Raw genomic sequence first — 13190 nt, forward strand, 5'->3', positions numbered from 1 at the left:
CATGGCCGAGACTCGCGACCACATCTATACCGTGGACTGCCGCTGGAAGGGCAGCACCGGCGAGGGCTACGAGGCCTATACGCGCGAGCATGAGGCTGCCGCCCCGCCTGCCGAGGGCGAGCTCATGCTCTCCTCCGACCCCCACTACCGCGGCGACCCCAAGCTCCTGAACCCGGAGCAGCTCCTGGTGATGGCGGCCGCCTCCTGCCAGATGCTGTCGTTCCTGGCGGTGGCGGCACGCAAGCGCCTCAACGTGGTGGAGTACGAGGACCACGCCGAGGGCGTGATGCCGGAGCAGGACAAGCCCATGCGCATCGCGCGCATCATGCTCAGGCCCCGCATCGTGATCGACGGCCCGGCGGACCCGGGCACGGTGGAGAACCTGGTGCATCTGGCCCACGGCCACTGCTTCATCGCCAACAGCTTGAAAACTGACATTCGAATAGAACCACAAATCGTGATTCTTAAACTGTGACCCCAAAGCTGCTGCGCTCGCCGGGGCGTTGTTGCGCTTCGGACTCGCAGTCGGTCACGTACGCCAAGAGTACGCTCCCTCCTGCTCGCCTCGCGCGCCTAGCCCCGCCTTCGCTCGCGACGCTTTGGGGAGCTTTTTGCCTAGATTGCTAAGAGGCGCCTAATCCGATCGAGTTGAGCCATTCTTCGAGCATCGCCGCGGCTTGCCGCTCCATGGCGGGCGCATGGCGCTGTGCGTCACGGCGCAGGCCCGCGGGCGTCAGGCCCTGCTCGCGGATCTCGCCCACGTTCCCCGCGTACCACTGCTCCAGTCCCCGCGCCGTCACCTCGGGGTGGAACTGCAGCGCGAGCGCGCGGCCCCAGCTGAAGCCCTGGCAAGGCGTGAGGTCGGTGGCGGCGAGCGCCAGTGCATCCTTCGGCAGGTCGAACTGGTCGCCGTGCCAGTGCAGCACTGGACCCAAGAAGTGCCGGATGGCCGAGCTCTGCCCGGCTTCCGTGAGGGTAAGCGGCTTCCAGCCGATCTCCATGCGCTCGCCCTTCCGCACCGTGGCGCCCAGCGCCTTCGCCAGGAACTGGCTGCCGAGGCAGATGCCGAGCGTCGGCAGCGCGGCCTTGAGGCGAGTCTCGATGAACCTGAGCTCCGGGGCCATGAAGGGGTAATCCTCCATGTCGTTCACGCCGATGGGTCCGCCCAGCACCACCAAGAGGTCCCACTGCCCCTTGGCGAGCAGCAGGAAGTCGGCGGTGGGCGCGTCCACGTAGCGGATCGCATATCCCTTTTCTGCCAGCACCGGCGCGAGGGAGCCCAGGTCCTCGAATGGGACATGACGTATAGCTAGAAGATTTTTCATACCAAAAGCGTCGCGAGCGAAGGGTGCGGCACATGTGCCGCGCGGGCATACAGGGATGTATGCCCCGGGCCATGAGCGGAGCAGGAAGCGCAGCGAATGGGGCTAGGCGCGTCCCCGCGCCCGTCGCTCCCGGGCATCCTGCCCTCTCGCGACGTTAGGCCGTCCTGGCCGTCACAGCGCCCTGCCGAGCGCAGCAGCTTTTGGCGGATGGCGAGCAGATTCTTCACCCGGCCATTCTAGCAGCCCGTGCGCTAAGCGCCTGTCGCCATTGGGTTTTTCCCCTGGGCCGGGCTGCCACGAGGCTGCCATGCGGCAGGGATACCCTCGAGTGCATAGAATGTGACTATCGCTCCCGCCTCCGGCAGCCCGAGGCTGTCCGTATGACCGGCAGGGCACCGCACAAGCGAGATACATCGATGCTTTATCCCGAGCTGTTCCGTTCCCTGGAAAGACTGCGCTGGAGCATGGAGAAGGATATCCCCTGGGACCGCTTCGATCCCAGCCTCCTCAGCGACGAGCAGGCCCAGACCATCAAGATGAACGCGATCACGGAGTGGTCGGCGCTGCCCGCCACCGAGATGTTCCTGCGCGACAACCGCGGGGACTCGGACTTCTCGGCGTTCATGTCCATATGGTTCTACGAGGAGCAGAAGCACTCGTTGGTGCTGCAGGAGTACCTGCGCCGCTTCCGCCCGGACCTGCTGCCCACCGAGGAGGAGCTGCACGCGGTGCGCTTCGAGTTCGACCCGGCCCCGCCGCTCGAGACGCTGATGATGCACTTCTGCGGCGAGATCCGCCTGACCCACTGGTACCAGTGCGCCTCGCAGTGGCACACGGAACCCCTGATCAAGTTCATCTACGACATCATCTCCCAGGACGAGGCGCGCCACGGCGGCTGCTACCGCCGCTTCATGGAGCGCGCCGTGGAACAGCAGGGCGACACGGCGCGCCTGGCCTTCGCCAAGATGGGTGTGCTGATGGCGAGCATCCGCACCGGCAACGCGCTGCATCCCACCAACCTGCACGTGAACAAGGCGCTCTATCCCAAGGACCGGGTGCAGGACCACGTCCCGGACCCGGGCTGGATGGAGCACTGGCTCAACGAGCAGATCCATTTCGACCGCAGCTGGCAGGAGAAGGTGATCGCCCGCATCCTGCAGAACCTCTCCCTAATCCTGAAGGTGAAGCTCGAGTCAGTGCGGGACCTGTCCCAGTTCCGCAAGCAACTGGCCGCCGACGCCGCCTGAGGGCGGCACGCTTCCCCCATGGACGCGAAGCGACGCTTGTCGGCCGGCGTGGTGGTGGTCCGCGACACCGCGGAGGGGCCGCGCTATCTCCTGCTGCGCGCCTACAAGCACTGGGACTTCCCCAAGGGCATGGTGGAGGCGGGCGAGACGCCGCTGGAAGCCGCGCGCCGCGAGGTGGCGGAGGAGACCGGCATCGCCTCCCTGGATTTCGCCTGGGGCGACGTCTACCGCGAGACCGCGCCCTATGCCCGGGGCAAGGTGGCGCGCTACTACCTGGCCCGCACCGATAGCGAAGAGGTGGCGCTCACGCCCAACCCCCAGACCGGCATCCATGAGCACATGGAATACCGCTGGGTGGACCTGGACGAAGCCCTGTCCCTGGTCACGCCGCGGGTGAAACACATCATCGACTGGGCGCAGGGCTGCATGTCCCCCGGCTTACGCGCCTAGCTGCAGCACCGCCGCTAGCGCCGCCGCGCTGATGAAGGCCCACAGGCACACGCCCTGCAGGAGCGGCCGGTAGCCCACCTGCTTCAAGGCCGCGCGGGAGAGTCCGGCGCCGATGCAGAACAGGGTGACCGCGAAACCGGCGCGCGCCGCGCGCACCAGCCATGGCACCGCCGGCTGCAAAGCCGGCAAGAGACTCCCCAGGGCCGAGGCCCCCAGGAATCCCAGGATGAACCACGGCAGTGGCAAGCGCCGCGCACCCGCACCGCCTGCGCGCGGGAACAGCAGGGCCGCCGCGAAGGTCACGGGCACGATCCACAGCACGCGCGAGAGCTTCACCACCGTGGCCACCCGCAAGGCCTCCTCGCCATAAGCGGAGGCGGCGCCCGCCACGGAAGAGACGTCGTGGATCGCGACGCCGGCCCAGGTGCCGAACTGGACCTGCGAGAGGTGCAGCGCATGGCCGAGGGGCGGGAACAGGTAGAGCGCGACCGCGTTCAGGAGGAACACGGTGCCGATGGCGACGGACATCTCGCCCTTGTCCGCATCCACGGCGCCGCCCACGGCGGCGATGGCGGAACCGCCGCAGATGGCGGTGCCGGCGGAGATGAGCAGCGAGGTCTTGAGGTTGATCCGCAAGAGCCGCGCGAGCGCGTACCCCAGGGCGAAGGTGCCGAAGATGGTGGCGGCGGCGAACAGGAGGCCCTGGCTGCCGACGCGGATCACCGCGCCCAGGTCCACGCCGAAGCCCAGCAGCACCACGCAGCCTTGCAGCAGCCAGCGTACGTACTTGGAACCGCTGTCCCGGTAGGGGTTGTCCGCCAGCAGCGCGAACGCGAGGCCGAGCGCCAGCGCGAGGCCGGGCGAGGCCCAGGGCGTGAGGCAGAACAGGATGCCGGCGCCGTAGACGCCGAGGGCCAGCGGGCGCGGGGTCACGTCGCGGGCACGCGGTAGCGCAGGAACCCGAAGCCCGGCAACCGCGTCACGGGACGCAGGAGCCCGTGCTCCTCCATCCACAGTGCGTACTGCACGTAGACGGGGTCCCGGGAGAGGTGCCGCTCCTCGGTGCGGGCGCGCAGCCAGTAGAGGGCGTTCACCCCGAGCAGCATCAGGCAGCGCAGCGCGCCATCCCAGGCGCCGCCCTCCGCCAGGAACGGCACCGCGACCAGCCACCAGGACAGGTTCTTCGCGAGGTAGGCCGGGTGCTTGCTGAAGCGGTAAGGCCCGTTGGTGAGGATGCCTCGGTGTGTGAGGTTCGAGAACCGGCAGCCGAACGCGAGCGTGGCCCACAGGTACACCGCGGTCAGCAGCAGGATCACGCCGCCCCATCCTATATAGAGCGCCGGCAGGCCAGCCGCCCAATCCTGCCAGTCATGCGCGCCGCGGTAGGCGAGGTAGCGCTCCGAGAGCATGCCCCAGAACGGCTGGTAACAGGCCAGCGCCACCGCCCAGCCGAGCAGCGTGGGTTCCGCGCTGCGGATGTGGCTGCCGGCGATGCGCAGGGTGGCGAGGTAGCCCACGGCGGCGAGCGTCACATCCACGAAATACATGCCGTTGCTGGCGAGGACATACCAGGACCGGGACTCGCCCGGCAGTCCGGCGCCGTAGTCCAGGATCTTCTCCAGGCCCAAGCCGAGGTAGCCGAACATCAGCGGCAGGAAGAAGCCCTTCACCAGCCAGCCGAGCACGTGCTGCGCGAAGATCGCGCGGTCCACCTCGCGCCAGCGCAGGCGCAGCAGCTGCCCCATCTGCCAGTAGCCGTCGTGGGGCTCGCGCATGCGGCGGTCCACGAGATAGAAATAAGGCACCGCTGCCACGAGCCAGGCCGGCACCAGCCAGGGCAGCATCGCGAAGAACGGGCCGTACAAGGGATCGCTGTACACGGGAAACAGCAGGTAGCCGAGCGCCAGGAACGCGAGCGTGCCAAGGAAGCCCAGGAGCTTGACCGCGGTGCGCTCCAGGGAGGGCGCGTGGCGCGCCGCATCCAAGCCGTTGTCCGAGCGCGGTCCGAGGAACTCGGCGCCCACGAGCGCTGCACCCACCACCCCCACCAGCAGGAGCCCTGCCAACGCCACCTCGCCCCAGGGCGCGAGCGCACGCACCACCAGCACGCCGGCGGCGAAGGCCGCGAGACCGAGCAGGGGGACGGCGCCGTGGACCGCCGACTTGGGGAGCGTCTGCATGGCGTCAGGTGTGGCCTGGAGAGGACGCCAGTCTAGCCGCTCGCGCGGCGCATTTCATTGGTGGCTGCGGACCGGCTTCTGCAGCATGGGCACGAGGTAGGGCCAGATGTTGTCCAGCACATGGGGCTCGGCACCGGCCAGGGGATGCAGCCCGTCTGCCTGCATCAGCTCCCGGTGCTGGGCCACGCCATCCAGCAGGAACGGCACCAGCGGCGTCTTGTATTGCTTCGCCACCGCCGTGTAGGCGGCGCGGAAGTCGCGGGTATAAGCGGCGCCGTAGTTGGGCGGCAACAGCATGCCCACCAGCAGGACTTTCGCGCCGGCCTGCCTTGAAAGCGCCACCATCTTCCCCAGGTTATCCTGCATGGCCTTGATGGGTGTGCCGCGCAGGCCATCGTTCGCGCCGAGTTCCACCACCACGATACCCGGCTTGTGGCGCGCCAGTGCCTCGGTGAGGCGGGTGAGGCCGCCGGCGGTGGTCTCTCCCGAGACGCTGGCGTTGACCACGGTATAGTCATAACCCTGGGCCTGGAGCCGCGCGTCCAACAGCGCCACCCAGCCCTGGCTGGTGTCTATGCCGAAGGCGGCGCTCAGGCTGTCGCCCATCACCAGCACCGTGTGCGCGGGCTGCGCCTGCGACGCCAGCGGCGCGAGCCACAGGATCACAAGAAGAAGGATGCGTCTCGACATGTCCAAGGTCTCCAACGGCGACGCGTTGCTGCTCGCCGCCCATCTCAGCAAGCAGGTTAGCAGTCCCGACGGCGTGTTGACCATTCTGGACGACGTGAGCCTGGCGATACGCCGCGGCGAATCCGTCGCCATCGTCGGGCCCTCCGGTTCCGGCAAGTCCACGCTGCTTGGCCTGCTGGCCGGGCTGGACGTGCCGAGCTCCGGCGAGGTGTGGCTGGACGGTGAGCCCTTCAGCAGCCTGGACGAGGACGCGCGGGCGGAGCGGCGCGCGCACGAGATCGGTTTCGTGTTCCAGTCCTTCCACCTCCTGCCCGGGCTCACGGCCCTGGAGAACGTGATGCTGCCGCTGGAGCTCGGTGACGGCAGCGGCGCGGAGGCGGCGGCGCGGGAGGTGCTGGACGCGGTGGGCCTCGGCGCCCGCGCCCGCTACTACCCGCAGAAGCTCTCCGGCGGCGAACAGCAGCGCGTGGCCATCGCCCGCGCCTACGCCACCCGCCCTCACCTCCTGTTCGCCGACGAGCCCACCGGCAACCTCGACGCCGCCACCGGCCACGTGATCGTGGACCTCTTGTTCAAGCTCAACGCCGAACGCACCACCACGCTTGTGCTCGTGACCCATGACCAGGAGCTGGCTGGGCGCTGCGACCGGGTGTTGCGCCTGCATGCCGGACGGCTGGAGCCGGCGGCATGACCCTGCTGCGGCTCTCGGCGCGCCAGTTCCGCCGCGGCTGGAAGAGCGGCGAGTACGGCGTGATGGCGGCGGCGCTGGCGCTGGCCCTGGCCGCGGTCTCGGCGGTGGGCTTCTTCACCGGGCGCGTGCGCACCGCGGTGGTACAGCAGGCCGGCGAGAGCCTGGCGGCTGACCTGGTGCTGGCGAGCGGCGAACCGCTGCCGCCCCGTTTCGAACAGGAGGCACGCGCCGCCGGCGCGCTCACCGTGCCGGTGCTGGACTTCAACACCGTGCTGCTCAACGGCCAGGACACCCAGCTCGTGGGAGTGCATGCGGTGAGCGCGGGTTATCCCTTGCGCGGCAAGGTGCGCCTCAGCCAGCAGGCCTTCGGCGCGGCGCGGACGACGGAGGACATCCCTGCTCACGGCGTCCTCTGGGCCGAGCCGCGGGTGCTGGGGTCGCTGCGTCTCGCGGTCGGCGACGTGATCACGGTGGGCAACATCAAGATGCGCGTCGGTGCCGCCACCGCCTACCTCCCGGACGGCGGCTTCGGCTTCGCGGCGCTGGAACCCAAGGTGGTGATGGACCTGGCCGACGTGCCGGCCACGGGCCTGGTCAACGCCTATTCCCGGGTCGAGCACAAGCTGCTCGTCTCCGGCGATCAGGACACGGTGGCAGCGCTGGAGGCGCGCTGGCGTACCGCTCTGCCCGCCGGCGTGCGCCTGCAGGACGCCCGCGACGGCCGCCCCGAACTCGTCAACGCCATAGACCGGGCGCAACGCTTCCTGGCGCTGGCGGCGCTGGTGAGCGCGCTCATCTCCGCGGTGGCGGTGGTGCTGGCGGCGCGCCGCTACGCGCTGCGCTACACCGATACCGCCGCAGTGCTGAAGTGCCTGGGGCTCACGCGCCGCCGCGTGCAGGGCGTGCTGCTCTTGGAGCTCCTGTGGCTGGGCCTCTCGGCCGGCCTCGCAGGCGTGGCACTGGGTTACCTCGCGCAGTACGGCCTGGTGGCGGCGGTGCGGGACCTCCTGCCCGCCCAGATGCCGCCGGCGCCGGTGACGCCGGCGCTCGCGGCGCTGGGCATGGGACTGGTGCTGCTGCTCGGCTTCGCGCTGCCGCCGCTCATGCGCCTCGGCGACACGCCGCCGGCGCGGGTGCTCAGGCGCGACCTCGCGCCCCCGCCGGTGCGCGGCTTCGCCGTGTACGGCGCGGCGGTGGCGGCGAGCTTCGGCATCACCCTCTGGCAGGTGAAGACGCTCGGACTCGCGCTCGCGGTGCTGCTGGGCCTGGCCCTGACGGTGCTGCTGCTGGGCCTCGGCGCCTTCGGCATGCTTTTCCTGCTCAAACGCCTGCGCAGAGGCGGCGGTGCCGGCTGGCGCTATGGGCTCGCGAACCTCAACCGCCACCGGCGCGATACCGTGATCCAGATGGTGGCGTTCGGTATCGGCCTCATGGTGCTGCTCCTGCTGGCGCTGGTGCGGGCCGACCTGCTGAGCAGCTGGCGTACCAGCCTTCCGGACGACGCGCCCAACCAGTTCATCATCAACATCCAGCCGGACGAGCGCGCCACGGTGACGAAGTTCTTCACCGACCGCGGCGTGCCGGCGCCCCGCCTCTATCCCTTCGTGCGGGCACGCCTCTCGGACATCGCCGGCAAGCCGGTCACGGGCATGCGCTTCGAGACCGAGGATGCGCGCCGCTTCGCCCAGCGGGAGCAGAACCTGAGCTGGTCCTATGACCCGCCGCCGGCGAACACGCTCACCGCCGGCAAGTGGTGGGAGGGGACCCAAGCGAAGCAGCCGCTCGCCTCCGTGACCGAGGAGTTCGCCACCAGCCTCAAGCTCAAGCCCGGCGACCGGCTGACCTTCGACGTGGCCGGCACGCCGGTGGCGGTGACCGTGGCCAGCATCCGCAAGGTGCGCTGGGACTCGTTCCAGCCGAACTTCTTCGTGGAGCTCTCTCCGGGTGCCCTGGAGGACCACCCCGGCACCTGGATCACCAGCGTCTACCTGCCGGCGGAGAAGGCCGCCATGCTGGCGGACCTGATCCGCGCGCTGCCTTCCCTCACGCTGTTCGACGTGGACGCGATCATGCAGCAGGTGCGCCGGCTCATGGACGAGGCTTCCCTCGCGGTGGAATATGTCTTCCTGTTCACCCTCGGCGCCGGCATCGTGGTGCTCCTGGCGGCGGTGCAGGCGACCCGGGACGAGCGGCGCTTCGAGGCGGCGGTGCTACGCGCCTTGGGCGCCTCGCGCCGGCGCGTGAGCTCCGCCGCCGCCGCGGAGTACGCAGCCCTGGGGTTCACGGCCGGCCTGCTGGGGGCGCTGGCGGCGACGCTGGTGGCCTGGATCCTGGCGGTGCGGATCTTCAGCCTGCCCTATGCGCCGGACTGGCGGGTGTGGGCGGCGGGCCTCCTGGCGGGGACCTTCATCGTGGCGCTGAGCGGCCTCCTCGCCACCCGCGGCGTGCTCAAGGCGCCGCCGGTGGAGACGCTACGTGACAGTTAGCGCGCTCGGTTAAAACGGGGCGCGCCGTAGTACGCTGCACCCATAGTTAAAGAACCTGCCCCTTTCTTCCGTCTCTTTACATTCGCATGACTGCACCGACCCGGACACTGCTGTTGTTCATCGCGCTGGCCGCGGCCCTCCTAGCGGCGCGGCCCGCGGCGGCATCCTGCGACGTATCGAACCCCGCCAAGGGCATCTTCGCCTACCCGCACCTCGTGGAATCCCAGGCGAAGTTCGAGGACTACGAGGTGCGCGTCTACGACGCCAAGGACTGCGGCGCGGTGCCCGTGTTCGCGGACCGCTCGGGCCTCGAGATCCTGAAGCACGGCAAGCCCGTGTACCGGCAGATGGGCTGGAGCTTCGCCATCGGCTACCCCTACGAGCAGAACCAGGCGCCGGACAGCGTGAAAGCGAAGCCGGGCGCCGATCTCACGGGAGACGGCGTGCCGGACCTCCTGGTCTCGGAGTGGTCCGGCGACGGGCATTGCTGCTTCACCTTCCACCTGTTCCAGCTCGGCAAGAAGACCTTCAAGAAGCTCCAGAGCCTGCCGCTCCTGGACGCGGACGAATCCGCGTTCGTGAAGCGCAAGGGGACCAAGAGCCTGGTGCTCTACACCTCGGACTACAGCGCGTTCTCCTACTTCCCATCGAGATTCATCGGCTCGCCGGCAGGACGGGTGTTCCTGAGCTACCAAGGGGGCCGCTTCCGCCCCGACCGGGCGCTGATGCGCGCGAACCGCCCGGCGCCGGGCGAGGTGGAGAAGTGCGCGGCGTTGTTCAGGAAGAGCCGGGACTGGCACAACCAGGAAGAGCAGCCCATGGGCATGTGGTACTACGCCACGGACCTCATCTACACCGGCAATCAGGAGCCGGCCTGGAGGTTCCTGGACGCGGCCTGGGGCGGCAGCGATTCCGACAAGAAGAAATACCTGGGCGAGTATCGCAAGCGCTTCACCCTCAGCACCTACTACTCCGACCTGATGCTATTGCCGAAGACGTCCGTGCCGAAGGATGCCCAGAAGATCGACTGGAACCGGCACTGCTTCGACTACATGCACGGCTGATTCATGCCGGGCGCCGCCACCCGGCGAGCGCCATCACTGCTGCTGCGATCGCCCCCGTGATTACTGCCGCCATCAGGCAGGCACCGATGCCCTGCCCGCCCCAGATCATGGGCGCGGTGGCGCCCGTGAGCAGCAGCGTCCCCGCCCAGGCCCACAGCACCGGCCGGAGCCAACGCGCCCGCATGAAGATGCCGGCGATGGCCGCGAGGCCCAGCAGCGCACAGGCGCTCTGCACCCAGTTGGAGAACAGCTGGCCGAAGCCCGCACTGTCGGCCCAGCGGTTCTCCAGGTCCCAGACGCTGAGGAGGCTGAAGGCCAGCATCAGTAGGGCCGCGAGCGCCATGCGGATCATCCGCCATCTCATCCGGACCTCCCCTCCCGCTCGCGCCTTCGATGCAGCCGCCAGGCGACAGCGTAGATCGCGACGTAGCAGACGACCAGCAGCGTGCCCAAGGCATCCTGCATCCAGGGCTTGAGGCCCGGCGGGTAGAGGGACGGCATGATGTAGTGAGCGATGAAGCCGCCTTCGTAGGTCCGCTCCCCTGCCAACGCACGCAAGTGATTCTCCAGCGGCGTGAGCGGGCAGTACCGCACGTAGATCTCCACCAGCGCCGCCCAGGCCACGGCCGGAAGGTGCAGCCAGGCCAGCCGCCACCAGCGCAGCACCAGCAAGCCGCCGAAGATGGCGAAGGCCATGTAGGCGAGATGCAGCAGCACCACCAGGTCGGCGAGGACGCGGTACGGCATCCCGCTAGTGTGCCACTCAGGCGCGGCGGCGCGCGAGCACCGTGAGAGCGATGCCCCCGAGGATCGCGCAGGAAGCGGCCACGAGGCGCGGCGTGAGCGGCTCGGCGAGCAGCAGCACCCCGCCGAAGGCCGCGATCACCGGCACACTGAGCTGCACCACCGCGGCGCGGACGGCGGTGAGGCCCTTGAGCGCGGCGTACCAGAGGACATAGCCGAGGCCTGAGGTGAGCGCGCCGGAGCAGAGCGCCAACGCCCAGCCTTGCGCATCCACCTGCAGCCGCGGCAGGAAGGGCAGCAGGGACAGCAGCGCGAAGGGTACGGCGCGCAGGAAGTTGCCCGCCGTCACGGCCACCGGATCGCCCCTGCCCCGGCCCAGCAGGGAGTACACGCCCCAGGCCACGCCGGCGACAGCCATGAGCATGGCGCCCAGGGGATCCGGCGCCGCCAGGCCCGGCATCACGAGGTAGACCAAGCCGGCCAGCGCGAGCATAAGGCCGGCGAGCTGCGTGGGACCTGGCCGCTCGCCCTTCCACCAGCCGATGCCGAGCATGCTGAGCTGCACGGCGCCGAAGGCGATGAGCGCGCCCGCTCCCACGCCCAGGCTGACGTAGGCGAAGGAGAAGGCGATGGCGTAGACGAACAGCGCCAGCGCCGCAGTCCAATCCCCCGCCGGACGCCCGCGGCCCTGCAGCCGCAGCATCAGCCACAGGACCGCGGCGCCGGAGAGCACACGGATGCAGGTGAAGGCGGCGGGATCGGCGTGGCCGCCGCGCAGCGTCAGGCGGCAGAGCAGCGAGTTCGCGGCGAACGCCGCCAGGGCGGCCGCCGTGAACAGGAGCAGCCGCGGGCGCGGCATCGGGTTCAGGCGCGCGCCATCAGAAGCGGATCACCTCGGCCACATCCGCCGCACTCAGCCGTTCGCTGTCGTGGCCCATGGTGGCGGAGCAGATGTCCCGCTCGTGGGCCTCCTTGCGCAGCTTCTTCGGCAGGCTGGCGATGTCCTCGAGGCGGTTCGCGTTCGCCACATGGTTGGCATCCTCGCCCTCGGTGAAGGTGTACATGCCGCCGTAGTTGAAGCAGTTGTTCTGCACCTCGAAGTAGGCGTTCGGCGACTCCAGCGGGATGACGCGGGCGTTATCGGGGCTGTAGGTCTCCAGGTAATAGCGGCCCGGCGGCAGCGAGGCGACCATGTAGCCCTCGTCACGGCCTGAGAGGTGCACCACCTTGACCTGCGTGATCTCGCCGGTCTGGGCGCTCTTCACGCCGACGCTGGTGTTCACGTAGATGTTCGTGGCGGCCACGTAGAGCCCTAGGCCCTGCGGGTCGTTCTCGAACTGGCGCTCCGGCGCCAGGGTGCAGGCGGCGAGCGCCAGGAGCGGCATGAGCAGCGTGAGCTTCTTCATCTTGGATCTCCCCGTGATGATGAGACAGGCCCGGCATCTCCGCCGGGCCCGAATACTAGAATTGTAGTACACCCAGGGAAGGCGGCGGAGTTCAGAGCAGGGCGGCCAGCACCAGCACGATCCCCGCCACCGACACGCCCCAGATGCCGGTGCGCACCACCGGCAGCCCCACGGCATAGAGCGGGATGTAGGCGAGCCGCGCGCTGAAGTACAGCATCGAGCCCCACACCGTGAGCCCGTTGTGTACGCCCATGGCGCCCGCGGCCAGCACCGCCGCAGCGAAGAATGGGAAGGTCTCCAGCAGGTTGTAGAACGCGCGGTCCAGGCGGCCGCTCACGCCCGGCAGCGGCGCCATCTCGTCGTCGCGCGGGCTGAACGCCCAGCCCAGGCCGCGCACCTTGATGGCGGCCAGCACGGCCACTATCAGCTGCACCAGCCCCAGGATCATGGTCCACGCCAGCATCTGGTATTCAGTGGTCATCGTTCGCTCCTCGTTGATGGATGGGAAAGACCTAGGACCCGCGGTCCTCGTTCCAATGGAAAAGGTGCAGCACCCGGTGGATCACCGGCGCCATCATGATGCCGATGACGATGATGAGCACGAGTCCCGCGTACAGCGCGTACAGCCCCGCGAACAGCTTGCCGGCGTCGGTGAGGCCCTCGGTCTTCACCGGGCCCATGCCGCCCAGCAGCATGGCGCTGTTGAGGAATGCGTCGCGCCAGGCCATGCCCTCGAAACGCCCATAGCCCCACATGCCGATGCCTAGGGACACCAGCACCACGAGTTGGGCGAACAGCGCGTGCCGGAGCAGGCGCAGCAGGAAGCGGGCACGGCTCAGGGGCTGTGTGTGGCGCGACTCATAGAGGAACCCTGGTCCCGGCATGTCCACCCCTCGGGCTGGATGAA

At 69.1% G+C, this 13190-nt stretch carries 16 protein-coding genes; 6 read left to right on the forward strand and 10 right to left on the reverse strand.

Going from position 1 to position 13190, the window contains the following annotated elements; translation table 11 throughout:
* The first annotated feature begins 1 nt into the window (after nt 1).
* A complete protein-coding gene (locus VF651_07975) occupies nt 2-475 on the forward strand; it encodes an OsmC family protein (GenBank protein ID HEX7965637.1) in 474 nt (157 codons plus the stop codon).
* A 148-nt stretch (nt 476-623) separates the two neighbouring features.
* Here VF651_07975 and VF651_07980 read toward each other — a convergent pair whose 3' ends face one another.
* Entirely contained in the window at nt 624-1325 is a 702-nt protein-coding gene (locus VF651_07980; GenBank protein HEX7965638.1) for a glutamine amidotransferase, read from the reverse strand.
* A 416-nt stretch (nt 1326-1741) separates the two neighbouring features.
* On the opposite strand from VF651_07980, the gene VF651_07985 reads away from it, so the two are divergent.
* Both VF651_07985 and VF651_07990 read left to right on the forward strand, forming a co-directional pair.
* A complete protein-coding gene (locus VF651_07985; GenBank protein HEX7965639.1) occupies nt 1742-2572 on the forward strand; it encodes a diiron oxygenase in 831 nt (276 codons plus the stop codon).
* Between the two features lie 18 nt (nt 2573-2590).
* A complete protein-coding gene (locus tag VF651_07990) occupies nt 2591-3022 on the forward strand; it encodes an NUDIX domain-containing protein (protein ID HEX7965640.1) in 432 nt (143 codons plus the stop codon).
* On the opposite strand, the gene VF651_07995 is transcribed toward VF651_07990, so the two are convergent.
* The 3 genes from VF651_07995 to VF651_08005 are packed head-to-tail and all read right to left on the reverse strand — an operon-like array spanning nt 3011 to nt 5892.
* The gene (locus tag VF651_07995) at nt 3011-3955 is read right to left on the reverse strand and encodes a putative sulfate exporter family transporter (GenBank protein ID HEX7965641.1); all 945 of its coding nucleotides are present in this window, start codon (nt 3953-3955) and stop codon (nt 3011-3013) included. The genes VF651_07990 and VF651_07995 overlap by 12 nt on opposite strands.
* Nucleotides 3952-5202: an isoprenylcysteine carboxyl methyltransferase gene (locus tag VF651_08000; protein ID HEX7965642.1), complete on the reverse strand. Its 1251-nt coding sequence runs from the start codon at nt 5200-5202 to the stop codon at nt 3952-3954. Before VF651_08000 ends, VF651_07995 begins: the two co-directional genes overlap by 4 nt.
* 54 nt (nt 5203-5256) lie before the next feature.
* Nucleotides 5257-5892, reverse strand: a complete 636-nt coding sequence (locus VF651_08005) for an arylesterase (GenBank protein ID HEX7965643.1) — start codon at nt 5890-5892, stop codon at nt 5257-5259.
* On the opposite strand from VF651_08005, the gene VF651_08010 reads away from it, so the two are divergent.
* The 3 genes from VF651_08010 (at nt 5879) to VF651_08020 (ending at nt 10133) form a co-directional block, all read left to right on the forward strand.
* Nucleotides 5879-6583 carry an ABC transporter ATP-binding protein gene (locus VF651_08010; protein ID HEX7965644.1) on the forward strand — a complete coding sequence of 235 codons (705 nt, stop codon included), beginning with the start codon at nt 5879-5881 and terminating at the stop codon, nt 6581-6583. The two genes, VF651_08005 and VF651_08010, sit on opposite strands and share 14 nt — an antisense overlap.
* On the forward strand, nt 6580-9069 hold the full coding sequence (locus tag VF651_08015; GenBank protein HEX7965645.1) for an FtsX-like permease family protein: 2490 nt from the start codon (nt 6580-6582) through the stop codon (nt 9067-9069). Before VF651_08010 ends, VF651_08015 begins: the two co-directional genes overlap by 4 nt.
* An 86-nt stretch (nt 9070-9155) precedes the next feature.
* Nucleotides 9156-10133 carry a hypothetical protein gene (locus VF651_08020; GenBank protein HEX7965646.1) on the forward strand — a complete coding sequence of 326 codons (978 nt, stop codon included), beginning with the start codon at nt 9156-9158 and terminating at the stop codon, nt 10131-10133.
* 1 nt (nt 10134) lies between these two features.
* Here VF651_08020 and VF651_08025 read toward each other — a convergent pair whose 3' ends face one another.
* From VF651_08025 to VF651_08050, 6 genes are all read right to left on the reverse strand, one after another.
* A complete protein-coding gene (locus tag VF651_08025) occupies nt 10135-10497 on the reverse strand; it encodes a hypothetical protein (GenBank protein ID HEX7965647.1) in 363 nt (120 codons plus the stop codon).
* Entirely contained in the window at nt 10494-10880 is a 387-nt protein-coding gene (locus VF651_08030; GenBank protein HEX7965648.1) for a DUF2784 domain-containing protein, read from the reverse strand. The genes VF651_08025 and VF651_08030 overlap by 4 nt, the downstream gene beginning before the upstream one ends.
* A gap of 16 nt (nt 10881-10896) precedes the next feature.
* The gene (locus tag VF651_08035) at nt 10897-11736 is read right to left on the reverse strand and encodes a DMT family transporter (GenBank protein HEX7965649.1); all 840 of its coding nucleotides are present in this window, start codon (nt 11734-11736) and stop codon (nt 10897-10899) included.
* 19 nt (nt 11737-11755) lie between these two features.
* The gene (locus VF651_08040; GenBank protein ID HEX7965650.1) at nt 11756-12283 is read right to left on the reverse strand and encodes a hypothetical protein; all 528 of its coding nucleotides are present in this window, start codon (nt 12281-12283) and stop codon (nt 11756-11758) included.
* A 91-nt stretch (nt 12284-12374) separates the two neighbouring features.
* Nucleotides 12375-12764: an MAPEG family protein gene (locus tag VF651_08045; protein HEX7965651.1), complete on the reverse strand. Its 390-nt coding sequence runs from the start codon at nt 12762-12764 to the stop codon at nt 12375-12377.
* A 31-nt stretch (nt 12765-12795) separates the two neighbouring features.
* Nucleotides 12796-13167, reverse strand: coding sequence for a hypothetical protein (locus VF651_08050; GenBank protein ID HEX7965652.1), 372 nt, complete (start codon nt 13165-13167; stop codon nt 12796-12798).
* Between the last annotated feature and the right edge of the window lie 23 nt (nt 13168-13190).

The organism is Gammaproteobacteria bacterium (assembly GCA_036383255.1).
GTDB lineage: Bacteria > Pseudomonadota > Gammaproteobacteria > Natronospirales > REEB76 > DASUBN01.